The 25,890-nt window shown below is 46.3% G+C and carries 24 protein-coding genes; 21 read left to right on the forward strand and 3 right to left on the reverse strand.

Annotated elements, in window-relative coordinates:
- Window positions 1–3: 3 nt before the first annotated feature.
- The 4 genes from FKX92_RS05285 to FKX92_RS05300 all read left to right on the forward strand — a co-directional run bounded on the left by FKX92_RS05285 (window position 4) and on the right by FKX92_RS05300 (window position 3,380).
- Entirely contained in the window at window positions 4–1,107 is a 1,104-nt protein-coding gene (locus FKX92_RS05285) for a Gfo/Idh/MocA family protein (protein WP_002894435.1), read from the forward strand.
- Between the two features lie 62 nt (window positions 1,108–1,169).
- Window positions 1,170–2,087: an N-acetylneuraminate lyase gene (locus FKX92_RS05290; protein WP_124765071.1), complete on the forward strand. Its 918-nt coding sequence runs from the start codon at window positions 1,170–1,172 to the stop codon at window positions 2,085–2,087.
- Window positions 2,088–2,120: 33 nt separating this feature from the next.
- Complete coding sequence (locus tag FKX92_RS05295) at window positions 2,121–3,005, forward strand: ROK family protein (RefSeq protein WP_124765069.1); 885 nt, start codon at window positions 2,121–2,123, stop codon at window positions 3,003–3,005.
- 45 nt (window positions 3,006–3,050) lie between these two features.
- On the forward strand, window positions 3,051–3,380 hold the full coding sequence (locus FKX92_RS05300; protein ID WP_124765067.1) for a DNA helicase: 330 nt from the start codon (window positions 3,051–3,053) through the stop codon (window positions 3,378–3,380).
- 59 nt (window positions 3,381–3,439) lie between these two features.
- On the opposite strand, the gene FKX92_RS05305 is transcribed toward FKX92_RS05300, so the two are convergent.
- A complete protein-coding gene (locus FKX92_RS05305; RefSeq protein ID WP_124765065.1) occupies window positions 3,440–4,291 on the reverse strand; it encodes a MurR/RpiR family transcriptional regulator in 852 nt (283 codons plus the stop codon).
- A 413-nt stretch (window positions 4,292–4,704) separates the two neighbouring features.
- Between FKX92_RS05305 and FKX92_RS05310 the strand changes: the two genes are divergently transcribed.
- The 12 genes from FKX92_RS05310 to thrC all read left to right on the forward strand — a co-directional run bounded on the left by FKX92_RS05310 (window position 4,705) and on the right by thrC (window position 17,167).
- The gene (locus tag FKX92_RS05310) at window positions 4,705–5,028 is read left to right on the forward strand and encodes a hypothetical protein (protein ID WP_004185100.1); all 324 of its coding nucleotides are present in this window, start codon (window positions 4,705–4,707) and stop codon (window positions 5,026–5,028) included.
- A complete protein-coding gene (locus tag FKX92_RS05315) occupies window positions 5,018–6,973 on the forward strand; it encodes a V-type ATP synthase subunit I (RefSeq protein ID WP_149565733.1) in 1,956 nt (651 codons plus the stop codon). The genes FKX92_RS05310 and FKX92_RS05315 overlap by 11 nt, the downstream gene beginning before the upstream one ends.
- A 133-nt stretch (window positions 6,974–7,106) precedes the next feature.
- Window positions 7,107–7,586, forward strand: a complete 480-nt coding sequence (locus FKX92_RS05320; RefSeq protein ID WP_002898768.1) for a V-type ATP synthase subunit K — start codon at window positions 7,107–7,109, stop codon at window positions 7,584–7,586.
- A gap of 10 nt (window positions 7,587–7,596) precedes the next feature.
- Window positions 7,597–8,187, forward strand: coding sequence for a hypothetical protein (locus FKX92_RS05325; protein ID WP_149565734.1), 591 nt, complete (start codon window positions 7,597–7,599; stop codon window positions 8,185–8,187).
- A gap of 10 nt (window positions 8,188–8,197) precedes the next feature.
- Window positions 8,198–9,211, forward strand: coding sequence for a V-type ATPase subunit (locus FKX92_RS05330; protein WP_149565735.1), 1,014 nt, complete (start codon window positions 8,198–8,200; stop codon window positions 9,209–9,211).
- The gene (locus tag FKX92_RS05335; protein WP_002894448.1) at window positions 9,198–9,518 is read left to right on the forward strand and encodes a V-type ATP synthase subunit F; all 321 of its coding nucleotides are present in this window, start codon (window positions 9,198–9,200) and stop codon (window positions 9,516–9,518) included. Before FKX92_RS05330 ends, FKX92_RS05335 begins: the two co-directional genes overlap by 14 nt.
- A 7-nt stretch (window positions 9,519–9,525) precedes the next feature.
- The gene (locus FKX92_RS05340) at window positions 9,526–10,221 is read left to right on the forward strand and encodes a GNAT family N-acetyltransferase (protein WP_149565736.1); all 696 of its coding nucleotides are present in this window, start codon (window positions 9,526–9,528) and stop codon (window positions 10,219–10,221) included.
- 174 nt (window positions 10,222–10,395) lie between these two features.
- Complete coding sequence (locus tag FKX92_RS05345) at window positions 10,396–12,186, forward strand: V-type ATP synthase subunit A (protein WP_149565737.1); 1,791 nt, start codon at window positions 10,396–10,398, stop codon at window positions 12,184–12,186.
- Window positions 12,173–13,567, forward strand: a complete 1,395-nt coding sequence (locus FKX92_RS05350; protein ID WP_149565738.1) for a V-type ATP synthase subunit B — start codon at window positions 12,173–12,175, stop codon at window positions 13,565–13,567. Before FKX92_RS05345 ends, FKX92_RS05350 begins: the two co-directional genes overlap by 14 nt.
- Complete coding sequence (locus FKX92_RS05355) at window positions 13,564–14,187, forward strand: V-type ATP synthase subunit D (RefSeq protein ID WP_002894455.1); 624 nt, start codon at window positions 13,564–13,566, stop codon at window positions 14,185–14,187. The genes FKX92_RS05350 and FKX92_RS05355 overlap by 4 nt, the downstream gene beginning before the upstream one ends.
- Window positions 14,188–14,472: 285 nt before the next feature.
- Window positions 14,473–15,570 (forward strand): LysM peptidoglycan-binding domain-containing protein, encoded by a 1,098-nt coding sequence (locus FKX92_RS05360; protein WP_149565739.1) that lies wholly within the window; start codon window positions 14,473–14,475, stop codon window positions 15,568–15,570.
- 112 nt (window positions 15,571–15,682) lie between these two features.
- Window positions 15,683–17,167: a threonine synthase gene (gene thrC / locus FKX92_RS05365; RefSeq protein ID WP_149565740.1), complete on the forward strand. Its 1,485-nt coding sequence runs from the start codon at window positions 15,683–15,685 to the stop codon at window positions 17,165–17,167.
- A gap of 43 nt (window positions 17,168–17,210) precedes the next feature.
- Here the strand turns inward: thrC and pulA are convergent, their stop codons facing one another.
- Window positions 17,211–19,286 carry a type I pullulanase gene (gene pulA, locus FKX92_RS05370; RefSeq protein WP_149565741.1) on the reverse strand — a complete coding sequence of 692 codons (2,076 nt, stop codon included), beginning with the start codon at window positions 19,284–19,286 and terminating at the stop codon, window positions 17,211–17,213.
- A 117-nt stretch (window positions 19,287–19,403) separates the two neighbouring features.
- The gene (locus FKX92_RS05375) at window positions 19,404–20,387 is read right to left on the reverse strand and encodes a LacI family DNA-binding transcriptional regulator (protein ID WP_149565742.1); all 984 of its coding nucleotides are present in this window, start codon (window positions 20,385–20,387) and stop codon (window positions 19,404–19,406) included.
- A gap of 435 nt (window positions 20,388–20,822) precedes the next feature.
- Here FKX92_RS05375 and malQ point away from each other — a divergent pair, with 435 nt between their 5' ends.
- From malQ to nrdI, 5 genes are all read left to right on the forward strand, one after another.
- The gene (gene malQ / locus FKX92_RS05380) at window positions 20,823–22,334 is read left to right on the forward strand and encodes a 4-alpha-glucanotransferase (protein WP_002905581.1); all 1,512 of its coding nucleotides are present in this window, start codon (window positions 20,823–20,825) and stop codon (window positions 22,332–22,334) included.
- Between the two features lie 32 nt (window positions 22,335–22,366).
- Entirely contained in the window at window positions 22,367–24,628 is a 2,262-nt protein-coding gene (gene glgP / locus FKX92_RS05385) for a glycogen/starch/alpha-glucan family phosphorylase (protein ID WP_149565743.1), read from the forward strand.
- Complete coding sequence (locus FKX92_RS12150; RefSeq protein ID WP_262405244.1) at window positions 24,610–24,735, forward strand: hypothetical protein; 126 nt, start codon at window positions 24,610–24,612, stop codon at window positions 24,733–24,735. The genes glgP and FKX92_RS12150 overlap by 19 nt, the downstream gene beginning before the upstream one ends.
- Window positions 24,736–24,806: 71 nt before the next feature.
- A complete protein-coding gene (locus FKX92_RS05390) occupies window positions 24,807–25,325 on the forward strand; it encodes an ABC transporter permease (protein ID WP_149565744.1) in 519 nt (172 codons plus the stop codon).
- A gap of 62 nt (window positions 25,326–25,387) precedes the next feature.
- A complete protein-coding gene (gene nrdI, locus FKX92_RS05395) occupies window positions 25,388–25,876 on the forward strand; it encodes a class Ib ribonucleoside-diphosphate reductase assembly flavoprotein NrdI (protein ID WP_149565745.1) in 489 nt (162 codons plus the stop codon).
- Window positions 25,877–25,890: the final 14 nt, after the last annotated feature.

Raw genomic sequence — 25,890 nt, forward strand, 5'->3', positions numbered from 1 at the left:
AAAATGGTTAAATATGGCGTCGTAGGAACAGGATATTTTGGAGCTGAATTGGCTCGTTATATGCAAAAAAATGATGGTGCAGAGATTACGATTGTTTACGATCCAGAAAACGCGGAAGCAGTAGCTGAAGAGTTAGGAGCGAAAGTTGCAGCTTCGATAGATGAATTAGTGGCTAGCGATGAAGTTGACTGTGTTATTGTGGCTTCTCCAAACAATCTTCATAAAGAACCGGTTATCAAAGCAGCTCAGCATGGAAAAAATGTTTTTTGTGAAAAACCAATTGCTCTTTCCTATGAGGATTGTCGCGAGATGGTAGATGCTTGTAAAGAAAATAATGTGACCTTTATGGCGGGGCATATCATGAACTTCTTTAATGGTGTTCATCATGCCAAAGAATTAATCAATCAAGGTGTGATTGGGGACGTTCTATATTGTCATACAGCTCGTAATGGATGGGAGGAGCAACAACCATCAGTATCTTGGAAGAAAATCCGCGAAAAATCTGGTGGTCACTTATATCATCATATCCATGAATTAGACTGTGTTCAATTTCTTATGGGTGGGATGCCTGAAACTGTTACAATGACTGGTGGCAATGTAGCTCATGAGGGAGAAAACTTTGGTGATGAAGATGACATGATTTTTGTCAATATGGAATTTTCAAACAAGCGTTTTGCTTTGCTAGAATGGGGTTCTGCTTATCGCTGGGGTGAACACTATGTCTTGATTCAAGGGACAAAAGGTGCGATTCGTCTGGACTTGTTCAACTGTAAAGGAACTCTCAAATTAGATGGTCAAGAAAGTTATTTCCTAATCCATGAGTCACAGGAAGAAGATGATGATCGTACTCGTATTTACCATAGTACCGAAATGGATGGAGCGATTGCTTACGGAAAACCTGGTAAACGTACTCCATTGTGGTTATCATCTGTTATTGACAAGGAAATGCGTTACCTTCATGAAATCATGCAGGGAGCACCGGTAACAGAAGAATTCAAAAAATTATTGACAGGAGAAGCAGCTCTGGAGGCTATTGCAACAGCAGATGCATGTACTCAGTCTATGTTTGAAGATCGTAAAGTTAAATTATCGGAAATTGTAAAATAAAAGATGTGGGGATGAAACAATGATTTTCGTCCCTCTCATTTCTAAAACATTAGGAGAAAACTATGTCAGATTTAAAAAAATATCAAGGTGTCATTCCTGCTTTCTACGCCTGCTATGATGAGGAAGGTGAAATCAGCCCGGAGCGGACTCGCGCTTTAGTGGAATATTTCATCGCCAAGGGCGTGCAAGGTCTTTATGTCAACGGTTCTTCGGGCGAGTGTATCTATCTGAGTGTAGAAGACCGAAAACGGGTTCTAGAAGAAGTGATGAAAGTTGCTAAGGGGCGTCTGACTATCATTGCCCACGTGGCTTGCAACAATACTAAAGACAGCGTGGAGCTGGCTCGTCATGCGGAAAGTTTGGGTGTGGATGCTATTGCAGCTATTCCGCCGATTTATTTCCGTTTGCCAGAGTATTCGGTTGCCCAATATTGGAATGACATCAGTGCGGCGGCGCCTAATACTGATTTCGTGATTTACAATATCCCTCAGCTGGCTGGTGTAGCCTTGACTCCTAGCCTTTACAAGGAAATGCTCAAGAATGAGCGCGTGATTGGTGTGAAGAACTCTTCAATGCCAGTGCAGGATATTCAGACCTTTGTAGCTCTTGGGGGAGAAGATCATGTAGTCTTTAATGGTCCAGATGAGCAATTCTTGGGTGGCCGTCTTATGGGTGCTGCAGCCGGTATCGGTGGTACATACGGAGCTATGCCAGAGCTCTTCCTCAAACTCAATCAACTGATTGCTGACAAGGAATTGGAACGGGCTAAAGAGTTGCAATATGCGATAAATGGCATCATCGGAAAATTAACCAGCGCCCACGGCAATATGTACGCTGTTATTAAGGGTGTTTTGGAAATTAACGAAGGCTTGACTATCGGATCTGTTCGTTCACCTCTGACACCAGTGCAAGAAAGTGATTGGCCAATTGTGGAAGAAGTTGCTCAGTTGATTAGACAAACCAAGGAGCAATTTTTATAAGCAACAGGATAAACACTAGAGAGAAGGTGTGCTATGAAACACTATGTTGCTATTGATATTGGCGGTACCAATATCAAGTATGGCTTAATCGACGAGGCGGAAATCTTGGTGGAAGCACATGAAATGCCAACGGAGGCCCACAAAGGCGGTCCGGGAATTATGCAGAAAGTTGAAGGCATTGTTGCAGGCTATTTAGAAAAAGGACCTCTGGCTGGGATTTGTATTTCTTCAGCTGGTATGGTAGATCCTGACAAGGGTGAAATTTTCTATGCCGGGCCGCAGATTCCGAATTATGCTGGCACCCAGTTCAAAAAAGTCCTGGAAGAAAAATTCTTCCTGCCTTGTGAGATTGAAAATGATGTCAACTGTGCTGGCTTGGCGGAGGCTATGTCGGGCAGTGGCAAGGGAGCCAAGATTGCCCTTTGTTTGACAATCGGTACAGGTATCGGAGGCTGTCTGGTCGTAGATGGTCAGGTCTTCCATGGCTTTAGTAACTCTGCCTGTGAGGTCGGTTACCTGCATCTACCGGACGGAGCTTTCCAAGATGTGGCGTCTACAACTGCTTTAGTCAACTATGTGGCTGAGCTACATGGAGAAGACGCTGAGCATTGGAATGGCCGTCGGATTTTCAAAGAAGCAACTGAGGGCAATAAACTCTGTATCGAGGGCATCGATCGCATGGTTGGCTATCTGGGTCAAGGAATTGCCAATATCTGCTATGTCGTTAATCCAGAAGTTGTTATCCTAGGAGGCGGCATCATGGGACAAGAAGCTATCCTTAGACCGCGGATTCAGGCGGCTTTGCAGGAAGCTTTAGTCCCAAGCATTGCTGACAAAACCAAACTGGCCTTTGCTCATCATCAAAATACTGCGGGTATGTTTGGAGCCTACTATCATTTCAAAAATAGACAAGTTTAACCTGAGATTTTTCTCAGGTTCCTTGTCTTTCAAGAGGAAAATCAAATGGCAGAAAGAAGTTTCATTCAGGAAGCTGCTCAGCTTCTAGGTTCCTTGATGGAAGATTTTCAAAAGAAGACAATTCAATCAAGTGATGAAATCCGCTTTTACGAGTGCTTAGCAGAAGTTTTGAGGAATTTGGAGAAAACCAAAGCTCTGGATAACCGTCTCCTCATTGCTCTTGAAAGCTTCCATAAAAGTGCTAGTTTTTTAATTGGTCTTAGTAGCCTCAAACTGGATCAGTCTACTTATCAAAAGTGGCGTGCCTACGATGCCTTTCATATGGAAAAAATTCAGCCCCAATTAGAAATCTACGGGCCAATCCTTCCCTTGTAAAAGAAAGAGGAAAAAGTTAGACCAAAAAAGAAAACGAGTCAGAAAATCCTGATTCGTTTTTATCGTTTGTGGGTATTGCGACGGTAGTAACCATTCAATTTCTGATTTTCCCAAAAGCTGTTAAAGATTCTTTCTTTCTTCTCGCGGTTAATCTCGAGGAAAAAGGCATAGATGAGGTCAATCATAAGAAGCATGGGGAATTGTGCGGAAATCCGCAAGATAAACTCAGGCTTGCTTTGAAGAGCAACAGGAACGATTTCAGTGAAGTCTTCTTGAATCTTTTCAGGCTGTCCTGTCACCAAGATGGTTTTCGCTCCCATATTTTTAGCGTCAATCAAGCTGTCAATGATAGACTGGGTCTGTCCGGATAGAGAAAATCCGATAACGAGGCAGTTCTTGTCCAGAATACTAGTTGTCCAAGCGAAGCCATCTTGGTCGGTTAGGGCTTCACAAACGACTCCCAGTCTCATGAAACGCAGCTTCATATCACGTGCTACTAAGCCAGAGCTCCCTGTCCCAAAGAAATAAACACGGTCGGCCTCTTCTAAGATTTGAGCCACTCGCTTCAGCTTTTCCTCATCTATCAGTTCTTTTGTCTGCTGGTGGATTTGATTGTAGTTGTACAAGACATGACGGGATAAGCTGCTTTGCATATTATCCGCCTCGGTTTGCGCCTTTTGTAGGTCCTGTAAATATTGAAAGCTAAATTCCCGATAACCTTTAAAGCCGCATTTTTTGGCGAAACGGGTCAAGGCTGCTTGAGAAATGTGCAAGGTTTGAGCGACTTGCAAAGAGGATAAATCCTCTTGAATACTATTTGGATCCAAAAAATAGTGACCAATCCTCTGTTCCAAGTCGGTCATCTTGTCAAGATGGCTTTCAATGATGGCCAAGATATTCTGCTGACTCATAAAATCACTTTCTTATGGGATAATGTTTAGTAAAAGTTTAAGGGCTGTTCTGGTTGGAAAGTACATTTAAAGCCACTTTTACTTTTCTGCTATTCTATATTTGTCTTAGAATTTGTTTATATTATAACATAGTTATAGACAAATAAACCGTTTACAAGACTGAAACTTATCAAGAGTGTACAGCTGAGACTGATTTGTAAGTATTGAAATGAATCAAATCTATATCGGCTTTTCTATCAGTTTGAGATAGTTATTTAGCAATCTCTGACTGTTTTTCTGAAAATATGTTATAATTTATGCAAGTACGAAGCTGTATTCCAGAAGATGACCTTGCCAGATGGTTGGCTAGTCGCTCAGGAATGCAGATTTTAAAATCCGTTTTCGAAGGTTTTTGAAAACGAGGGGGTGAATAGATGGCCAATGAAACACTTGAAAAAATGCAGGAAATTGAGACTGCTGCAGAAGAAGTTTTGATGGGCTACAGGAAGCAGACTCAGGAGCTGCGACAGCAAGTAGATGAAGATCTCAGGCAGCTGGCTCTGACTTATGACAATGAAACGCAGAAGCTGGCAGAGGAATTAACCGCGTCTTCCCAACAAAAGTTGGTGCTCCTGCAGCAAGACTTGGAGCAGACAACCCAGCAGAATGAGGACAAGGTTGCGGCCGCGCTGACAGACAAAAAAGCAGACTTGGCGCGAGCCATTGTAGAGAAGGTGGTAGAAGCCTATGGCCATTAGTCAAATGCGGCAGCTGTCTCTGCTTCTGCCCAAGGAACTGCTGGATCAGCTTCTCTTTTACCTACAGGGTTTAAAGTCGGTTCAGATTCATGACTTGCGGCAGGAAGAGGATTGGCAGGCAGCTTTTGAGCAGGCTTTAGTCGGCCGGCCGGATCAGCAGTTATCTCAGCAGGATTTGCTCAGTCGTCAAGAAAAGCTCGAGAGGCTAATTGCAGAGCTAGAGCCTTTTATGCCCAAAAAGAAACTGCTGGAATCCTTAAAAGAAGAGCCTTTGGAGCTGTCCTTTTCTGCTTTGGAGCAGGCAGGGAAGGCACGAGATGAGGAGGCGCTGCTGGAAGGAATCAGTAAGCAGCTTAAGGTCTTGCAAGAAGCCAAAGCTCAGATAGAAGCTGACCGCTTGGAAGTGGCTGCGCTGGAGAAGTGGGAGCCGCTGGAGCTAACACCGCAAGCAGCTGCGACTTTCAGTCATCTGGGAGCGTTGATTGGGACGATTCCCAATACAGACGACGATGCTCTGCGCCTGACTCTGGGAGCACATCCCGACCTGAAGTTTCAGGAAGTCTTTACCAATGATACGGAGCATGGAGTTCTTATTTTTTACAAGACAGGCTCTTTGGAAGAAGTTCGCAAAATCTTGAAAGAGTATGGCTTTAAGCCTTTTGAGTATGAACATGCGGAACTGCCTGCTGAGCGGATAGCCCAGCTCAAGGCCAATATTCGACAGCAGGAGGCTGTGGCAGATGCTATGACTAAGAGTCTGGCAGCTTCCAAGAATGAACTGGATCAGCTCAAGGTTCAGCTTGATTATCTCTGCAATCTCTCCTCCCGTCAAGAAAGTAAGAACCAGTTAGCCAGCACACAAAATCTGGCAGCCTTGGAAGGCTGGATCGAAAGCAGTCAAGTTCAAGCTCTTGAGGCATGCTTAACAGAGCAGTTCGGCCAGAGCATTCTCATCCAGACCAGAGAAATCCGAGAGGGCGAGGAAGATAAGGTTCCGACCAAGCTTAAAAACAATGCCTTGGTGGAGCCCTTCGAGCTAGTGACGGAGATGTATTCCCTGCCTAAGTATGGTGACAAGGATCCTACCCCCGTCGTTTCCCTCTTTTATTTTGTATTCTTTGGCATGATGGTTGCCGACATTGGCTACGGCCTCTTGCTCTTTGTGGGCACTAGCCTGGCGCTGCACTTCTTGCATGTCAAGCCGGTATTGGCTAAGAATCTGCGATTCTTCCGCCTGCTGGGTGTGGCAGTCATCATCTGGGGACTGGTTTATGGTTCTTTCTTTGGCTTTGAACTGCCCTTCGCTCTGATTAGCACCAGCTCCGACGCCATGACGATTCTGGTTATTTCGGTTGTCTTTGGCTTTGTTACAGTGCTAGCGGGACTTTTCCTCAGCGGTCTGAAAAATATTCGCCTCAAGGATTATGCAGAAGCTTATAATGCAGGCTTTGCTTGGGTACTGATTTTGCTGGGGCTGCTACTCTTGGCCTTGGGAAATTTCTTCCCATCCTTGGCCTTTGCAGCAACGATTGGTCAGTGGCTGGCCATCATCAATGCTCTGGGCATACTGGCGGTATCCATTGTCAGTGCTAAGAGCTTGGCAGGATTAGGGTCAGGTCTCTTTAATCTCTACAATGTTAGCGGCTATGTAGGAGACCTTGTCAGCTTTACGCGGCTGATGGCTCTGGGACTTTCTGGGGCCAGCATTGGCTCGGCTTTTAACTTGATTGTCAGCCTCTTTCCACCTGTCGCTCGCTTTAGCATTGGCATTCTGCTCTTTATTGCCCTTCATTTGGTTAATATGTTTCTATCTTTTCTGTCCGGTTATGTGCACGGAGCGCGTTTGATTTTCGTGGAATTCTTCGGAAAATTCTACGACGGTGGCGGCAAGCCTTTCACTCCGCTCAAGCCTAGTGAGAAATACGTCCAGCAAAGCAAGAAATAAAGATTAGGAACTATGGTAAGAGATGAGAAGCTCATCTTTAGAAAAACACTTTCTAAAACATCAAAACAAATATTATTCATTCAACTAGCTGTTGGTTTTTACGACGATTACAGCATTTTCATAGGAGTAAATCATGGAACATTTAGCATCATATTTTGGAACTTACGGCGGCGCCTTTTTTGCAGGTCTGGGAGTAGCTTTGGCGGTCTTTCTCAGTGGAATGGGTTCAGCGCTGGGTGTTGGAAGCACTGGTCAGGCAGCAGCAGCCCTCTTGAAAGAACAGCCGGAAAAATTCGCTCAAGCTCTGATCTTACAGCTTTTGCCAGGTACCCAAGGTCTCTACGGCTTTGTTATCGGGATTACCGTCTTCTTTAATATCAAGCCGGAATTGGCTCTGCAATCAGGCGTGGCTTATTTCCTAGCAGCTCTGCCAGTTGCGATTGTTGGTTACTTTTCAGCCAAGCATCAAGGACGAGTGGCGACAGCTGGTATTCAGATTTTGGCCAAGCGTCCAGAAGAGGTCATGAAAGGGGTTATACTCGCGGCCATGGTTGAAACCTACGCCATCTTGGCTTTCGTTGTTTCCTTCATCATGGTTCTGAATGTGAAGTAAGGAGGCTTTTATGTCTGACATATCAGATCTCAAAGCTTCTGTCTTGGAGCAGGCTCACGAGAAGGGGCGTTTGCTCTTGGTCGAGGCTACTGAGAAAATAGAACAGGAAGCCAAGGAACGTGAGGCCCAGCTGGTTCGGCAAAAGCTTGGACAGCGGGAGCAGCAGCTGAAAGAAATCAGCCGGCGTAGTCAGCGCGATATTCAGCAGCTGGAAAATCAAAAACGCCAGTCTACTCTGGTCATCAAGCAGCGGGTTCTCAGAGAGCTTTTTGAGGAAGCTTATGCTCAGATGGTGGCTTGGTCACCAGCTGAAGAAGAGCATTTTCTGAAGAGTGTCCTGGCTAAATATCCAGAGGAAGAATTGGTACTAGTTTTTGGTACTTTATCAGCTGAGAAATTCAGCTCCAGCCAGTTAGAAGGCTTGAAAAAAGCCTTTCCCAAAGTGTCTTTTTCAGACCAATCCATAGCCGGTCAGGCAGGCTTTGTGCTGAGCCAAGGACGGGTGGATGATAGTTATCTCTATCGTGACTTGCTGGACTCAGTCTGGCAGGAGGAAAGCTATCGTCTGGCTCAGGACATTTTCAAAGACCAGGCAGAATAGGAGGCGGATCATGAGTGAAACAAGTTTCTCTCAAGTCAATACAGCCATTAGTGTGCAGGAGGCTTCCTTTTTGACGCCCCAGCAATATGATCAATTGCTGCAGGCTGACGATGCTGCCAGCCGTTCGGCTCTTCTGCAGGGAACGGTCTACGCCATGGATGCTGAAGCGATTAAGGATCTCAATGCCATTGAGCAGGTGCTGATGAAGCATTTGTATTCCGTTTATAATTGGGCGCTTGAGATTAGTCCTAGTAAGGAGCTGGTGGAGATTTTCACGCTCCGCTATACCTACCACAATCTCAAAGTTTTTCTCAAGGGTCGGGCGACAGGTCAGTCCTTGGAGCATTTGCTGATGCCAGTGGGGACCTATTCGCTGGAGGTTTTAGAGCACTTGGTCATGGCCTTTTCGGCTGAGTATTGTCCAGATTTTATGCTGAACGAGGTGCTTGCGACCTGGCAAGAATACCAGGATTATCAGGATGTGCGCGTGCTTGAGATTGGCATGGATATGGCTTATTTCCAGCATCTCAAGTGCCTGACACAGGAGTTGGAAGATGACCGCTTGCTGCAGCTGGTGAATCTGACTATTGATTTTTACAATGCCATCACCGTCAAGCGGGCTGTTGATTTGGAGAAACCTCATAGCTTTATGAGGCAGCTCCTGTCTGATGAAGGAAGTCTTTCTGCTGCCAACTGGATTGCCATGGCAGAGCAGGGAGATTTCTTGACCTGGTTTAGCCAGGTCAATCCTTGTGGTTACGATCTGGATCTGCGCTCCTATGAGGAAAAAATGCGGAACCAGACCTTGACGACGGTGGAGATAGAATATCTAGCGGACCTCTTGCAGGCTAAGTTGCTGGCGACTGGTCAGTTTGAGACAGGTGGCCCACTTCCTCTGGCCCGCTATCTGCTGGGCAAGGAGCTGGAAGTCAAGAATCTGCGGCTGATTTTGACAGGTATGGACAATCAGCTGCCGGTAGAGCTTATCAGAGAAAGGATGCGACCGATTTATGGACAAGACTAGCTACAAGATTGCTGTCGTGGGGAATCGCGACACTATCCTCCCTTTTAAGCTGATTGGTTTTCAGACCTTTCCAGTAAAAGAAGCTCAGGAGACGGTCAATACCCTGCGTCGGCTCGCTCGTGAAGATTTCGGTATTATCTATCTGACGGAGGATATGGCTGCGGATATTCCAGAAACCCTGGCCTACTATGACCAGTTGGAGATTCCTGCTCTTGTGCTCATTCCTACCCATAAGGGGAGCACGGGACTGGCTCTTTCGCGGATTCATGAAAATGTCGAAAAGGCTGTCGGACAAGATATATTGTGAGGTTTTTATGCGAATGAATGAACTAGGCCAACCCATTGGGGATGCTCTGCCGGATTTTCAGCCGGGGGACTTGCCCAATCTGGAGCGAATCGAAGGCCAGTATGTTATTATCGAGCGTTTGTCCAAGGACAAGCATGGAGCGGATTTGTATGAGGTGTATGGCCCAGATTCTCCTGCGGATATGTGGACCTATCTCTTCCAAAATCCTGCCCAAAATCAGGCAGAATGGTCACAGAAGCTAGATCAGATGCTGGCAGCACAGGATCGTTTCCACTATGCGATTGTGGACAAGGAGAGCGGCAAGGCTCTAGGAACTTTTGCCTTGATGAGGATTGACCGAAATAACCGCGTTATCGAAGTGGGAGCGGTGACCTATTCACCCAAGCTGAAGCGCACCAGACTGGCTACGGAAGCCCAGTACTTACTGGCACGCTATGTCTTTGAAGGGCTGGAGTATCGCCGCTATGAATGGAAATGCGACTCCCTCAATCAGCCTTCAAGACGGGCAGCAGAGCGGCTTGGTTTCATCTATGAGGGTAGGTTTCGTCAGGCGGTAGTCTATAAGGGGCGCAATCGAGATACTGACTGGCTGTCCATGATTGACAAGGATTGGCCGGCCGTCAAGAATCGTCTAGAAAAATGGCTAAGCCAAGACAATTTCGACGAAAAGGGCCGACAAATAAAAGCTTTATCTGATTTTTAAAATAAAAAGAAACAATCCTTGCCCTAGAGTTAGCTAAGAAAGATTTCAAACTCGCGGCAAGAATCAAAAAATACTCTTTGGGAATGAAATTCAAACTAGGTCCGTATCTAACTTAGTTTGAGCTTTGATTTTCATTGAAAAGTAACAAAAATCTCCCAAGAATGGAGGAAGATTGTGAGTCAAGGAAAGATTATCAAAGTTTCTGGTCCTCTGGTGCTGGCATCAGGGATGCAGGAAGCGAATATTCAGGATATCTGCCGGGTTGGCGATTTGGGGCTGATCGGTGAAATCATTGAAATGCGACGGGACCAAGCTTCTATTCAGGTTTATGAAGAAACTTCTGGCTTGGGTCCGGGGGAGCCGGTCATCACGACTGGAAGCCCTCTGTCTGTTGAACTGGGGCCAGGCCTGATTTCCCAGATGTTTGACGGGATTCAGCGGCCTTTGGAGCGTTTCCAGACCATCACGGAGAGCGACTTCCTCGTCCGCGGTGTCCAATTGCCAAATCTAGACCGAGAGACTAAGTGGGATTTTGTTCCAAGTCTGTCTGTCGGAGATGCGGTTGAGGCTGGCGATATTCTGGGAACGGTGCAGGAGACCAATCTGGTGGAGCACCGCATCATGGTGCCAGTCGGCGTCAGTGGACGCTTGGTCAATATTTCAGCTGGCAGTTTCACTGTTGAAGAGACTGTTTACGAGATTGAGCAGGCGGATGGTTCTGTCTTTAAAGGGACTCTGATGCAAAAATGGCCGGTCCGTCGTGGGCGTCCTTTTGCTCAGAAGCTGATTCCAGTTGAGCCTTTGGTGACTGGTCAGCGGGTCATCGATACCTTCTTCCCAGTAACCAAGGGCGGAGCAGCAGCCGTACCAGGACCTTTCGGGGCTGGTAAGACTGTCGTCCAGCACCAGGTGGCCAAGTTTGCCAATGTTGACATCGTTATCTATGTCGGCTGCGGTGAGCGTGGTAATGAGATGACCGACATACTCAATGAATTTCCAGAACTAATTGACCCAGCAACTGGCCAGTCCATCATGCAGCGGACGGTGCTGATTGCCAACACTTCCAATATGCCGGTGGCAGCCCGGGAAGCATCGATTTACACAGGGATTACGATCGCAGAATACTTCCGTGACATGGGCTACTCCGTGGCCATCATGGCGGACTCTACCTCTCGCTGGGCAGAAGCCCTGCGGGAAATGTCCGGCCGTCTGGAAGAAATGCCGGGTGACGAAGGCTATCCTGCCTATCTTGGTAGTCGGATTGCTGAGTATTACGAGCGGGCTGGCCGGGTCAAGACGCTCGGTTCGACTGCGCGTGAAGGCTCTATTACCGCTATTGGGGCCGTATCGCCGCCGGGTGGTGATATTTCTGAGCCAGTGACGCAAAATACCTTGCGGATTGTCAAGGTCTTCTGGGGCTTGGATGCTCAACTTGCTCAACGTCGGCACTTCCCTGCTATCAACTGGCTGAGCTCTTATTCGCTCTACCTAGACGAGGTCGGAGCCTATATCGACCAGCATGAGAAGATTGCTTGGGCAGAAAAGGTGACCAAGGCCATGAATATCCTGCAAAAGGAAAGCGAACTGCAGGAAATCGTGCGTTTGGTGGGCTTGGATTCCTTGTCTGAAAAGGACCGCCTGACCATGAATGCAGCCAAGATGATCCGTGAGGACTACCTGCAGCAGAATGCCTTTGATGATGTTGACACCTATACTTCTTTCAAAAAGCAGGTGGCTTTATTGAGCAATATCTTGACCTTCGATGCGGAGGCCAATCGTGCCTTGGAGCTGGGAGCGTATTTCCGGGAAATCATGGAAGGAACAGTGGAGCTGCGTGACCGAATTGCCCGCAGCAAGTTTATCCATGAAGACCAGCTGGGAAAAATTCAGGCTCTCAGTCAGACTATCGAGGAAACCCTGCACCAGATTCTTGCCCAAGGAGGACTAGACAATGAGCGTCATTAAAGAATACCGCACCGTCAGTGAAGTTGTCGGCCCTCTGATGATTGTCGATCAAGTCGCTGGTGTGCATTTCAATGAACTGGTAGAAATCCAGCTGCATGACGGCAGCAAGCGTCAGGGCCAGGTCCTGGAAGTCCAGGAAGACAAGGCTATGGTCCAGCTTTTTGAAGGATCTAGCGGTATCAATCTTGAAAAAGCCAAGGTCCGCTTTACCGGCCGTCCGCTAGAGCTGCCAGTGTCAGAAGACATGGTGGGCCGGATTTTCAATGGAATGGGCAAGCCAATTGATGGTGGCCCAGCTATCTTGCCAGAAAAATATCTGGATATTGACGGTCAAGCCATCAATCCAGTAGCTCGCGACTATCCGGATGAGTTTATCCAGACTGGTATTTCAGCCATCGACCACCTCAATACTCTGGTTCGGGGACAAAAACTGCCAGTATTCTCTGGCTCTGGTCTGCCCCACAAGGAATTGGCCGCTCAAATCGCCCGTCAGGCCACAGTACTTAACTCTGATGAAAACTTCGCCGTGGTCTTTGCGGCCATGGGAATTACCTTTGAAGAAGCCGAGTTCTTCATGAATGACCTCCGGGAGACGGGAGCCATTGACCGCTCGGTGCTCTTTATCAATCTTGCTAATGATCCGGCTATCGAGCGGATTGCAACGCCGCGGATTGCCCTAACAGCAGCCGAGTACCTGGCTTATGAAAAAGACATGCACGTTCTGGTCATCATGACTGACATGACCAACTATTGCGAAGCCCTGCGGGAAGTTTCTGCAGCTCGTCGTGAAGTGCCGGGTCGCCGTGGGTATCCGGGTTACCTCTATACTAACCTATCCACCCTCTATGAGCGGGCTGGACGTCTGGTCGGAAAGAAAGGCTCTGTGACGCAGATTCCGATCCTGTCTATGCCAGAGGATGACATTACCCATCCGATTCCAGACTTGACGGGTTATATTACAGAAGGTCAGATTATCCTTTCACGCGACCTTTACAACAGCGGCTATCGTCCGCCCATCAATGTCCTGCCATCTCTGTCTCGTCTCAAGGACAAAGGCTCAGGTGAGGGCAAGACCAGAGGTGACCATGCCGCAACCATGAACCAATTATTTGCTGCCTATGCGCAAGGCAAGCAGGCTAAGGAGTTGGCTGTCGTTCTGGGGGAATCCGCCCTGTCCGAAACGGACAAGCTCTATGTACGCTTTACCGATCGCTTCGAGCAGGAATACATCAATCAAGGTTTCCAGACCAACCGAACCATTGAAGAAAGCTTGGATCTGGGCTGGGAACTCCTATCCATCTTGCCAAGAACGGAGCTTAAGCGGATTAAGGATGACATGATTGAACAATACCTGCCGCAGACCAAGGAGGAAGAAAGATGACGCGACTCAATGTCAAGCCGACTCGGATGGAGCTGAATAACTTAAAAGCCCGTCTCAAAACGGCTGTCCGTGGGCATAAATTGCTCAAGGACAAGCGGGATGAGCTGATGCGGCGCTTCATTGAGTCTGTCCGTGAGAATAATCAGCTCCGCCAAAAGGTCGAATCCGCTCTGGTCGGTCATCTGCAGGATTTTGTCATGGCCAAGGCGCTGGAGAGCGACCTCATGGTCGAGGAGATTTTCGCTGTGCCCACGCGGGAGGTCAATCTGCATGTGGAGACTGAGAATATCATGAGTGTGCGCGTGCCCAAGATGCACGCTCATATTGACAATCCGCATAGTGATGACGAGGGAGACGTGGTTTATAGCTATGTGGCGTCTAACAGCCAGATGGATGAAACCATTGAAAGCATGAGCGATCTGCTTCCTGACTTGCTGCGACTGGCTGAGATTGAGAAAAGCTGCCAGCTCATGGCGGATGAAATCGAGAAAACCCGCCGTCGGGTCAACGGGCTAGAGTATGCTACCATCCCTGACCTCAAAGAAACCATCTACTACATCGAAATGAAGCTGGAAGAAGCCGAACGAGCCAGCCTCGTCCGAATGATGAAGGTGAAGTAAGATGCGTAGGCGTTAAAAATAGGAGATTTTATCTTTTTTGCCCAGAGCTTAGGTCGGGTTCAGTTCACCAGAGTAGAAAAAATTCAAATAAGCCCAAAAGAAAAAACAGAACCTCTCTAAATGGGGTTCTTTTGCTTGCTGCAATTTTTTATATGTTACAAAAAAATCTCCATGTTACAGGGGGCAGACAGTTTTGTTAAATAGGTCGAAAAAGGCTTTTTTCTTAGAAGATTTATGGTAAGATGGTTTTCGTATCATGAATGATTAGGAAGGTGCATTTTGCATATGAAAATGAATAAGAAATTACTTTTGGCTTCAACTGTTGCTTTGTCAGCATTGCCTTTGTTGACAACGCGAGCTGAGGAGCAGCCACAAAACTGGACTGCCAGAACAGTTGAGCAAATTAAAGCAGATATTACGAGCAATGAAAACCAACAAACATACACTGTTCAATATGGAGACACTTTGGGAAATATCGCCCAAGCGATGAATATTGATCTTGTTGACTTGGCTAAAATCAACCAAATTGCCAATGCTGACTTGATTTTCCCAGGTACTGTTTTGACCATTACAACAAATGGCCACAACGAAATTGCCTCTGTAGAAATCCAAAGCTACCAAGCAGGCAATAATGCAGGTTTGGTAACGGAAGATTATACAGCAAGTGAGATTTTTGGTACTGAACAAGCCGCTCCAGCGGCACCGGCTCAAACAGCAGAAAATCCAGCTCCGGCTGTTGAGGAAGCTGTTGCAGCTCCAGCAGACCAAGCACCAGCGCCTGCTGAAGAAGCTCCTACCCCAGTAGCAGAAGTTGCAAGTGAAGCAGCCCCAGCTGCGGAAGCAAATGCAGCCGCTCCTGTAGAGGCAGCACCGCAGCCAGCAGTTGCTGCAAGTCCAGCAGCTCCAGCAGAGGCGGCTTCAGAAGTGACTGAATTAGGCCAAGACCAAGTCAGTCAAGCAACTGCCGCTGTTGAGCCAACAACTTACAATGCTCCAGCTGTAACAGATGCTGCTAGCGTGACGACTAACAATCCTGCTAATGAAGGTCTTCAGCCACAGACTGCTGCTCTGAAAGAAGAGATAGCAGCTAAATATGGCATTACAGAATTTAGTCTCTACCGCCCAGGTGATAGCGGAGATCATGGTAAGGGTTTGGCAGCTGACTTTATCGTTGGTGAGAATACTGAATTAGGAAACCAGGTCGCAGCCGATGTTACTTCTAACATGACTGAAAGAGGAATCTCTTACGTTATCTGGCAGCAACAGTTCTATGCACCATTTGAAAGCATTTATGGACCAGCTAACACTTGGAACCAAATGCCAGACCGTGGCAGCGTAACCGAAAACCACTACGACCACGTTCACGTATCTATGAATGAATAAGATGAATACAAGCCCAGAAATGGGCTTTTTCTTATATTCTCTGTGAAAAAGCGAGAATTTTCTGATAAATTTTGGTATAATAAAGCGAACTACAGATAAAGGATGAGAGAGAATGACCTTAGTTTATCAATCAACACGCGACGAAAAGAATAGAGTAACAGCCAGCCAGGCGATTCTGCAAGGCTTGGCGACAGACGGCGGGCTCTTTACGCCCATTACCTATCCGCAGGTCGATTTGGACTTTGCCAAGCTCAAAGACGCTTCTTATCAGGAAGTAGCCAAGCTGGTTTTGTCTGCATTTTTGGACGATTTTTCTGAAGAAGAGCTGGACTACTGTATCAACCATGCCTATGACAGCAAGTTTGATGATGAGGCGATTGCTCCCTTGGTCAAGCTGGATGGTCAGTACAATCTAGAGCTTTTCCACGGAGCGACCATTGCCTTTAAGGACATGGCTTTGTCCATCCTGCCTCATCTGATGACAACCGCAGCCAAAAAGCACGGCTTAGAAAACAAAATTGTTATTCTGACGGCGACTTCTGGCGACACAGGTAAGGCAGCTATGGCAGGTTTTGCGGATGTTCCTGGGACTGAAATCATCGTCTTCTATCCGAAAGACGGTGTCAGCAAGGTCCAAGAGCTGCAAATGACGACGCAGACAGGTGCCAATACGCATGTGGTGGCCATTGATGGCAACTTTGACGATGCCCAGACCAATGTCAAACACATGTTTAACGACACAGACCTACGAGCTCGTCTCTTGGAGCACAAACTCCAGTTTTCATCAGCTAACTCTATGAATATCGGCCGTTTGGTGCCGCAGATTGTCTACTATGTCTATGCCTATGCTCAGCTAGTGAAGACGGGAGAAATCACAGCAGGAGACAAGGTCAACTTTACAGTTCCGACAGGGAACTTTGGTAATATCCTGGCGGCCTACTATGCCAAGCAAATCGGTCTGCCAGTTGGCAAGCTAATCTGTGCATCGAATGAGAACAATGTCCTGACGGACTTCTTCAAGACTCAGCTTTATGACAAGAAGCGGAGCTTCAAGGTGACGTCTAGTCCGTCCATGGATATTCTGGTTTCCTCTAACTTGGAGCGCTTGATTTTCCACCTGTCTGGTAACAGCGCTGAGAAAACAGCGGCCTTGATGGCGGCTCTGAATGAGCATGGACAGTATGAACTGACGGACTTTGACGCTGGGATTTTAGAGCTCTTTGCGGCTGATTATGCGACAGAAGAAGAAACAGCAACTGAAATCAAGCGGGTCTATCAAGCATCTGACTACATCGAAGACCCTCATACAGCCGTTGCGTCTGCTGTCTATCAAAAATATCTAGCAGAAACAGCTGATCAGCGCAAGACTGTTATCGCGTCTACCGCTAGCCCTTATAAATTCCCAGTCGTGGCTGTTGAGGCTGTAACTGGCCAAACAGGACTTAGTGATTTTGAGGCTTTGGACCAACTGCACGAACTTTCTGGTGTAGCCCTTCCACCAGCTGTGGATGGCTTAGAAACAGCCCCAGTGCACCACAAAACGACGGTCGCTGCAGACCAAATGCAGGCAGCAGTCGAGGATTACTTGGGATTATAAAAAACAAAAACATCAGCTTATTCATTGGCTGATGTTTTATAATCTATTTCAATACAATCAACTGCTTCCCAGCTAGGCTGTAACTGTCAGCTAGTGGCGCAATTGGTTTTTGGGCATCAATGGCTGGATATTGGAGGTGTAGCTTTTGCTTGTTTTTGTTTTCGTAGACAGCCTCTTGGTTGCCAAAGTTGATGACGATGGTCATACTCTCTTTCCTGTCTTGAATCTTGTACTCCAATAAACTGTCTGTCAGCCAGTTGACCTGACAGGCTTGCTTGATGGCGGTGCTGGTCTTTAGATGCAGCAGCGGGTGTGCCCTGCGAAAGGCAATAAGCTTTTTAAGAAAAGCAATGTCCTCTGTGTAATGCAGGGAGCGCAGCCAGTCTAGTTTATTGATTTCGTCAGGCATATTGTAGGTGTTATCAATCAGATTTTTTGTCCGGAAAAATTCCTGACCGCTGTGGATAAAGGGAACACCTTGAGCTAGGAGGACGAGATGGAGAGCCAGCCGCGAATTGGCCAGCCGATCCCGCAGGGTGATAGCAGGGTTGACGATATCAAAGTAATCAAAAACCGTTGCATTATCATGGCACTCCACATAATTAATAGCTTGCTGGGGCGCAGTGAAGTGGGCCTCGCCTTTTAGACCAACATTGGCTGTCAGGACATTCTCAAGCTGACTGGCAGGAGTCTTGCTCTCGATTTGCCGGCCTTGGGCGATGGTCTGCTTGAGACTGTCGCGGAAATGATCGCTGAAAAATCCATAATCCGGAAGCTGGGCAGCATTGTACTGATGGGCCAATCGCTCACTTGCCAGCCCAGTATCCATCTGCCAGCCTTCGCCGTAGAGGTAGATGTTAGGATAGAGCGTCTTGAGTTCGTCAGCTATCTGCTGCATGGTTTGGATATCTAAAATCCCCATCAGATCAAAGCGGAAACCGTCAAAGCCATAGATGCTGACCCATTGCTTGACCGACTGCTTGATATAGCGGCGAACCATGGCTTTCTCACTGGCTACATCATTGCCACAGAAGGTCCCGTTGGTCCGGTAGCCCATATCATTGAGCCGGAAAAAATAGCCGGGCACGATTTTTTCAAAAGCATAGCTGTTGGCATCATAGACATGATTGTAGACCACATCCATGATGACGCTGATATCAGCATTGTGGTAGGCAGAAATGGCCGCCTGCAACTCTCTGATGCGGGCATAAGGGTCTCGCGGATCGCTGGCAAAACTGCCGTCTGGGACATTGTACTGGACAGGATCGTAGCCCCAGTTGTAGACGAGCTCTGGATGCTTTTCATCAACGCTGCCAAAGTCATAGACGGGCATGAGCTGCACATGGCTGATACCCAGCTCTTTCAGATAGTCCAGACCGAACTTCTGGCCGTGAACGACTGGAGATTCGCTCAGCGAGGCAAACTTCCCGGGATAGGAGAAGCCAATTTCTTTCTGCATAGAGAAATCGCGGACGCTCATTTCATAAATGACAGCTTCTGTCGGATTCAACTGTGTTTTTGCTCGTTTGATAGGCTTTTTAATCTTTTCTAGATTGATGACATAGCTGTTGCCCGAATTGACATCTGAGGATAGGGCGTAGGGATCATGGACTTCTACCCACTTGCCATTGATCTTATGGAGATAAGAATAGGAGGCTCCCTCTAAATCTCCCTCAATGCGGGTATGCCAGACTCCCTTATCCAGACGCTTGAGATGGTGAACCTGGTCTTTCAGATGCAGGAGGACTTTTTCGGAAATCGGCGCCCAGAGTCTGAAGTCGGTGGCTTGGGGACTGTATTGAGCTCCCAAATCGTCACCTGCATAGTCAAAAATCTCATCGAAAATAGGCTTTTTCACGATATGGCGGTACTGTAGGTCGGTATGATTGCGGTCTTGGTCATAGACCTTGTAGGACTGCGTCAGGTCAATGGGCTCATTAGCCGACACGGTGTAGATAATCCGCTCTTCCTGATTGTTGATATTTTTGATAGTTAAGGGACTAGAGCTGTTCTTGTCTTCTAGTGTAAAGTGGATGGAGTAGGCATCAAAGCTCTTTTCCAGTTCGATGGTGATGATATTTTCGTCATCTAAATAGGCTTGAAAAATACGAAAGGCCATGTTTTTCCTCTTTCTTTGTCAGTTTCTCTTCGGGTAATTGTTTTGAGTTCAGGCTCTGCCCTGGGTTGGGACAAGGCCGATATGTGAATCGTTGATAAATGAGCAAAAGCACTCGGATTAGCGAGTGCTGATGCTATGCGGGATCAACTGGCGATAGCAGATTTGCTTGTCCTCTTTATTGTCCTTGATGATTTGGAAGAGGGTCCGGAAAGACTCTTTCCCAAGCTCGAGGGCATTGATATCGATATAAGCATCCACATCAATGCGCGGTTTGAGAGAGTCAAAGGTGATAATGGGAATCTGGTAGTCCTGATCTTTAAGATAGTGCAGGGCACCTTCTGCTACCAAGGTATCAGAGGTCACGATAGCTTCAATCTCATCCAGCGGCAGCTCCTCCATAATCTTGTAACTATTATCTTCCAGAAGGAAACCGAAGGCAAATTTGATAATGCGTTCATCCAAAGGTCGGTCTGCTTCATTCAGAGCTTGCTTGTAGCCTGTGTAACGATCCTGGGAAACGACCAGCTCCTTATTCCCGGCTAGAAAGGCAATTTTCCGATAGCCCTTGTCAAGGAAATATCTGGTCGCGTCATAGCCGGCCTTGATATTGTCATTGTCCACCAGAGAGATGAAAGGTGAGACAGCTTTCCCTAGGATGAGGAAGGGGAAGTTGTTCCTAACTGCAAAGTCGACCAAAGGATCGTCCTGCTTAGAATAAAGGAAAATCAGTCCATCTACTCGCTTGCCCAAGATCATCTGCTTCAGATTTTCCAAGCGATGCTCTTCATCTTGCCCTGTGCTGATCTGGATGGCATAGTCATAGTCAGAAGCGATCTGAGAAATCCCCCGTAATACAGTTGGGAAAAAAGGGTTTTGATAGAAGACATCTGAGTCGTCCGGCAGAACCAAGCCGATGACCTGGCTGGACTGGCTGACCAGACTTCTGGCATTGAGATTGGGATGATAGTCCAGCTCCTTCATAGCAGCACGGACCCGTTTTTTGGTTTCTTCACTAATGGTTGATTTGTTTTGCACGACGCGGGTCACAGTAGAGGGTGAGACGCCTGCTAGTTTTGCGACTTCTTTGATAGTAACTCGCATAAAAACCTCCTAAAGGCCTGCATTTGCTGGAAATCCTTTCTATAACATCAACTATTTTAAACCTACTAGTAGAAGCACTTGCTTTCTAAGAGTCATGCAAACCTGTGCCAAAAATAGCTAGCAGCGACAGTGGTTTTGCCTGACTATTGTGGTCAAAAAAGCAAGTATGAGGCGGATTCTCCACAAACGCAAACGTTTTCTATTTGTAAGAACATTTTAACACAAAAAGAGAACGCTTGCAAGAAGAGAAAAACGGCAAATAATTGGGGCTGTAAGAGAGTCCTAAAAGAGCATTATATCCATTAACCAATAAATTGAAAAAAATCTCAAAAACCCCTTGCACTAAAAAAAAAAATAGGTTATAATCAAGTCGACGCAAACGTTTGCATTAAGTAAAAATGAAAAGGCGTAGAGGAAAAATAACGAGGTGACAAAATGAAAAAACGTCAAAGCGGTGTGCTCATGCACATTTCATCCCTTCCGGGCAAGTACGGTATCGGATCTTTTGGCCAAAGTGCTTATGATTTTGTAGACTTCTTGGTTCGCACCAAGCAGCGCTATTGGCAGATTTTGCCACTGGGAACGACCAGTTATGGTGATTCTCCTTATCAGTCTTTCTCTGCTTTTGCGGGGAATACCTACTTTATCGATTTTGATATTCTGATAGAAGAGGGTTTGCTGGATGAGGCGGATGTTAAGGGAGCTGATTTCGGAGATGATCCTAAAAAAGTAGATTATGCAAAGATTTTTGATGCTCGCCGTCCAATCATGGAAAAAGCAGTAGCTCGTTTCTTGAAAGCAGATGATCTGTCTGACTATGAGAGCTTTGTAGAGCAAAATGCAGCTTGGCTGGAAGTTTTCGCTGAGTACATGGCTATCAAGGAGCATTTTGATAATCTAGCTTGGACAGAGTGGCCGGATGAAGCGATCCGTCGCCGTGACGCTGCTAGTCTCGCTTCTTATCGTGAGAAGCTGGCTGACAAGCTGACCTACCATCGTGTAACTCAGTATCTCTTCTTTAAGCAGTGGTTAAGATTAAAAGCCTATGCTAATGAACATCATATCGAGATTGTCGGTGATATGCCTATCTATGTGGCAGCTGATAGTGCTGATGTGTGGGCACAGCCGCACTTCTTTAAGACAGATGCTGTTGGTAAACCGACTTGTGTGGCAGGATGTCCGCCAGATGAATTTTCAGAAACTGGCCAGCTTTGGGGCAATCCTATCTATGACTGGGAAGCTATGGACAAAGATGGCTATGCTTGGTGGATTGAGCGTCTGCGTGAAAGCTTCAAGATTTACGACATTGTCCGTATCGACCACTTCCGCGGCTTTGAGTCTTACTGGGAAGTACCTGCTGGCTCAGAAACATCTGCTTCTGGTAAGTGGGTCAAAGGACCAGACTACAAGCTCTTTGCAGCGGTTAAGGAAGCCTTGGGTGATTTGAATATCATCGCAGAAGACCTGGGCTTTATGACGGACGAAGTGATCGAGCTGCGCGAGCGCACTGGTTTCCCAGGAATGAAGATCTTGCAATTCGCCTTCAATCCTGATGATGAAAGCATCGACAGCCCGCATCTGGCGCCAAACAATTCAGTCATGTATACCGGAACCCATGATAACAATACTGTTCTGGGCTGGTACAAGGATGAGATTGACGACGCTACTCGCCAGTACATGGCTCAGTACACTAACCGTAAGGAGTACGAAACAGTACCTCATGCAATGCTGCGCACGATCTTTGCTTCAGTCAGCTTTATGGCCATTGCGACCATGCAAGATTTGCTGGAATTAGACAGTGCAGCACGGATGAATTATCCATCCACAATTGGTGGCAACTGGACTTGGCGGATGACAGCTGAAGAGCTGAATCCAATTGTCGAAGGTGAGCTTTACAGCTTGACCAAGACATACCGTCGTATGAATACCGATTTAATTAACAAATAAAGAATAGCTAATTAGACTTGGAGGGATTAATCATGTCAAACTTACAAACTTATATCAAAAATACTTATTCAAAAAATCTTGCTGATTGCAGCAACGAAGAACTCTACCTGGCTCTTTTGAACTACACTAAATTAGCCAGCGCTCAAAAGCCAGTCAACACTGGTAAGAAAAAACTCTACTACATCTCAGCTGAATTTCTGATTGGTAAACTCTTGTCTAACAACTTGATCAACCTTGGACTTTACGATGATGTGAAGCAAGAACTGGCAGATGCCGGTAAAGACTTGATCGAGGTAGAAGAAGTTGAGTTGGAGCCGTCTCTGGGTAACGGAGGCTTGGGCCGTCTGGCTGCCTGCTTCCTGGACTCTATTGCGACATTGGGTCTCAATGGTGATGGTGTAGGACTGAACTACCACTTTGGTCTTTTCCAACAGGTTTTGAAAAACAACGAACAGACAACGATTCCTAACTTCTGGCTGACTGAGCAAAACTGGTTGGTTCGCTCTAGCCGCAGCTACCAAGTGCCATTTGCTCACTTCACCCTGACATCTACTCTTTATGATATTGATGTGCCAGGTTACAAGACAGAAACTAAGAACCGTCTTCGTCTCTTTGATTTGGACTCAGTGGATGCGGATATCATCACAGACGGTATTGACTTTGATAAGACAGATATCGCTCGCAACTTGACCCTCTTCCTCTATCCAGATGATAGTGACAAGCGAGGGGAATTGCTCCGTATCTTCCAGCAGTACTTCATGGTTTCAAATGGTGCTCAGCTGATTATTGACGAAGCGATTGAAAAAGGCAGCAACCTGCACGACTTGGCAGACTATGCTGTCATCCAAATCAATGATACCCACCCATCTCTGGTTATCCCAGAAATGATTCGTCTCTTGACAGAGCGTGGTTTGGATCTGGATGAAGCAATTGCCATCGTACAGAAGATGACTGCTTATACGAACCACACAATTCTGGCAGAAGCTCTTGAAAAATGGCCTCTGGAATTCTTGAAAGAAGTAGTACCGCACCTGGTGCCAATCATCAAAGAGCTTGACAAGCGCGTTAAGGCTAAATACGCAGATCCAGCAGTGCAAATCATTGATGAGGATGATCGTGTGCACATGGCTCACATGGATATCCACTACGGATACAGTGTTAATGGGGTTGCTGCTCTGCATACAGAAATCCTGAAAAACTCTGAGCTCAAAGCCTTCTACGATATCTATCCTGAGAAATTCAATAACAAGACCAACGGTATTACTTTCCGCCGCTGGCTCATGCATGCCAACCCACGTCTGTCTCATTATCTGGATGAGTTGCTGGGCCGCGACTGGCACCATGACGCAACTAAGCTTGAAGGCTTGTTGGAATTCACTGGCGCTGCAAATGTTAAAGAAAAATTGGAAGGCATCAAGGCTCACAACAAACGTAAATTGGCTCGTCACTTGAAGGAAGCACAAGGTGTGGAAATCAATCCAGACTCTATCTTTGATATCCAAATCAAGCGTCTGCATGAGTACAAGCGCCAACAAATGAACGCTCTGTACGTTATCCACAAGTATCTGGACATCAAGGCTGGCAACATCCCTGCTCGTCCAATCACTGTCTTCTTCGGTGGTAAGGCTGCCCCTGCTTACACGATTGCACAGGACATCATCCACCTCATCCTTTGCTTGTCAGAAGTGATTGTTAATGACCCTCAAGTGGCTCCACACTTGCAAGTAGTTATGGTAGAAAACTACAATGTTACAGCGTCTAGCTTCTTGATTGCAGCTGGTGACATTTCTGAGCAGATTTCCCTGGCCTCTAAGGAAGCATCTGGTACTGGTAACATGAAGTTCATGCTTAACGGTGCTTTGACACTTGGTACTATGGATGGAGCGAACGTTGAGATTGCAGAGTTGGTCGGCGAAGACAACATCTACATCTTCGGTGAAGATTCTGAGACTGTTATTGACCTCTACGCAAAATCTGCTTACAAATCTAGTGAGTACTATGCACGTGAAGCTATCAAGCCATTGGTTGACTTTATCGTCAGCGATGAAGTATTGGCAGTTGGTAAAGCTGAACGCTTGGAACGTCTTTACAATGAACTGATCAGCAAGGACTGGTTCATGACCCTGCTGGATCTAGAAGACTATATCCAAGTCAAAGAGCGCATGCTGGCTGACTATGAAGACCGCGATGCTTGGATGGACAAAGTCATCGTCAATATCGCCAAAGCTGGCTTCTTCTCATCTGACCGTACTATCGCTCAATACGAAGAAGAAGTATGGCACTTGAACAGCTAATATTCTTTAAATCAAAAAAGCCGAGACAGCAGTGTTTCGGCTTTGATTTTTTAGTCGAAGAAATGAATAAGGATTTAGCTATTGTGAGAGTTTCTGAAAAGGTGTAAGTCAATCGGCCTTGTCAGCTTTTCCTTTTCGGTGTATAATAAGTGAAAATATTTCTTTACAGGAGGCGTTCATGAAAAAGAAACCAATTTATCTTTATATTTTGCTGGGATTGTCAGCAATCGGAACTTTACTGGGAGTATGGAGTCGTTTTTTCTCCAAGTTTTCTGAGGTAGATTATACACAAATCGGTTTCTCAAAAGAGTTGAGTGATCAGACAAATCAGTTTAATAAACTTTATTTTGAATTTCTTCGCAATGGAATGAATATGCTGATTTTTTTCGTTATGACGGCTCTGTTAATAGCATCTATCGTCTTTTTGGTTAGAAAAAATCTGCAGATGGCTAATATTAGCTATATCGTTTATATACTAATCAGTTTGTTATCTCAAGTTTACGTCTATATTTCATCGAAAGGGATTGTTGGCAAGGTATTTACAAGCCCTGAGAACATTGCAACGCATTCAAACAGTCTTCTTTTAGGAACAGTGCTGGGCTTTATTATCAGTTTAATTTATCTTTCCATCGTCGTCTTTAAGCTAATCCAGCAGCAAAAAGAGGCTGAAAAAGCAGAACTAGCTGCAAAGGAATAAAATTTGACAAATAACAGATAAGTGCTTACAATTTTAAGAAGCAATATCTGTTATTTTTTAGAATGGAGAATAAAATGACAAAAGTTTCCTTGATTTACATCAGCTTGAGCGGCAATACAGAGAGTTTTGTCCGACGGCTGACAGACTATTTGCTGGAGCAGCATCCAAGCCTAGAGGTAGAGAAGATTCATATCAAAGACCTAGTAAAGGAAGGGCAGCCCTTTTTTGAAATGGACAATCCTTTTATCGCTTTTCTGCCAACTTATCTGGAGGGTGGCAATGGTGTGGACAATGGCGATGTAGAAATTCTGACAACCGATGTAGGGGATTTTATCGCCTACGGTCAGAATGCCAGCAAGTGTCTGGGGGTCATTGGCAGCGGCAATCGTAACTTTAACAATCAGTATTGTTTGACCGCCAAGCAATATTCAGAGCGCTTCGGATTTCCGGTTTTGGCCGATTTTGAAATGCGTGGCATGTTGGGAGACATTAAGAAGGTTGCGGGGATTATTGAGGAGCTCTATCATATTGAAAAAAACGAAAACCAGTGAGGTTTTCGTTTTTT

This window comes from Streptococcus sanguinis (assembly GCF_008329445.1).
GTDB classification, from domain to species: domain Bacteria; phylum Bacillota; class Bacilli; order Lactobacillales; family Streptococcaceae; genus Streptococcus; species Streptococcus sanguinis_O.

Bases quoted from the DNA above. Each gene is read 5' to 3' on its own strand.
- FKX92_RS05285 (WP_002894435.1), top strand. From the start codon at position 4: ATGGTTAAATATGGCGTCGTAGGAACAGGATATTTTGGAGCTGAATTG.
- FKX92_RS05290 (WP_124765071.1), top strand. From the start codon at position 1,170: ATGTCAGATTTAAAAAAATATCAAGGTGTCATTCCTGCTTTCTACGCC.
- FKX92_RS05295 (WP_124765069.1), top strand. From the start codon at position 2,121: ATGAAACACTATGTTGCTATTGATATTGGCGGTACCAATATCAAGTAT.
- FKX92_RS05300 (WP_124765067.1), top strand. From the start codon at position 3,051: ATGGCAGAAAGAAGTTTCATTCAGGAAGCTGCTCAGCTTCTAGGTTCC.
- FKX92_RS05305 (WP_124765065.1), bottom strand. From the start codon at position 4,291: ATGAGTCAGCAGAATATCTTGGCCATCATTGAAAGCCATCTTGACAAG.
- FKX92_RS05310 (WP_004185100.1), top strand. From the start codon at position 4,705: ATGGCCAATGAAACACTTGAAAAAATGCAGGAAATTGAGACTGCTGCA.
- FKX92_RS05315 (WP_149565733.1), top strand. From the start codon at position 5,018: ATGGCCATTAGTCAAATGCGGCAGCTGTCTCTGCTTCTGCCCAAGGAA.
- FKX92_RS05320 (WP_002898768.1), top strand. From the start codon at position 7,107: ATGGAACATTTAGCATCATATTTTGGAACTTACGGCGGCGCCTTTTTT.
- FKX92_RS05325 (WP_149565734.1), top strand. From the start codon at position 7,597: ATGTCTGACATATCAGATCTCAAAGCTTCTGTCTTGGAGCAGGCTCAC.
- FKX92_RS05330 (WP_149565735.1), top strand. From the start codon at position 8,198: ATGAGTGAAACAAGTTTCTCTCAAGTCAATACAGCCATTAGTGTGCAG.
- FKX92_RS05335 (WP_002894448.1), top strand. From the start codon at position 9,198: ATGGACAAGACTAGCTACAAGATTGCTGTCGTGGGGAATCGCGACACT.
- FKX92_RS05340 (WP_149565736.1), top strand. From the start codon at position 9,526: ATGCGAATGAATGAACTAGGCCAACCCATTGGGGATGCTCTGCCGGAT.
- FKX92_RS05350 (WP_149565738.1), top strand. From the start codon at position 12,173: ATGAGCGTCATTAAAGAATACCGCACCGTCAGTGAAGTTGTCGGCCCT.
- FKX92_RS05355 (WP_002894455.1), top strand. From the start codon at position 13,564: ATGACGCGACTCAATGTCAAGCCGACTCGGATGGAGCTGAATAACTTA.
- FKX92_RS05360 (WP_149565739.1), top strand. From the start codon at position 14,473: ATGAAAATGAATAAGAAATTACTTTTGGCTTCAACTGTTGCTTTGTCA.
- thrC (WP_149565740.1), top strand. From the start codon at position 15,683: ATGACCTTAGTTTATCAATCAACACGCGACGAAAAGAATAGAGTAACA.
- pulA (WP_149565741.1), bottom strand. From the start codon at position 19,286: ATGGCCTTTCGTATTTTTCAAGCCTATTTAGATGACGAAAATATCATC.
- FKX92_RS05375 (WP_149565742.1), bottom strand. From the start codon at position 20,387: ATGCGAGTTACTATCAAAGAAGTCGCAAAACTAGCAGGCGTCTCACCC.
- malQ (WP_002905581.1), top strand. From the start codon at position 20,823: ATGAAAAAACGTCAAAGCGGTGTGCTCATGCACATTTCATCCCTTCCG.
- glgP (WP_149565743.1), top strand. From the start codon at position 22,367: ATGTCAAACTTACAAACTTATATCAAAAATACTTATTCAAAAAATCTT.
- FKX92_RS12150 (WP_262405244.1), top strand. From the start codon at position 24,610: ATGGCACTTGAACAGCTAATATTCTTTAAATCAAAAAAGCCGAGACAG.
- FKX92_RS05390 (WP_149565744.1), top strand. From the start codon at position 24,807: ATGAAAAAGAAACCAATTTATCTTTATATTTTGCTGGGATTGTCAGCA.
- nrdI (WP_149565745.1), top strand. From the start codon at position 25,388: ATGGAGAATAAAATGACAAAAGTTTCCTTGATTTACATCAGCTTGAGC.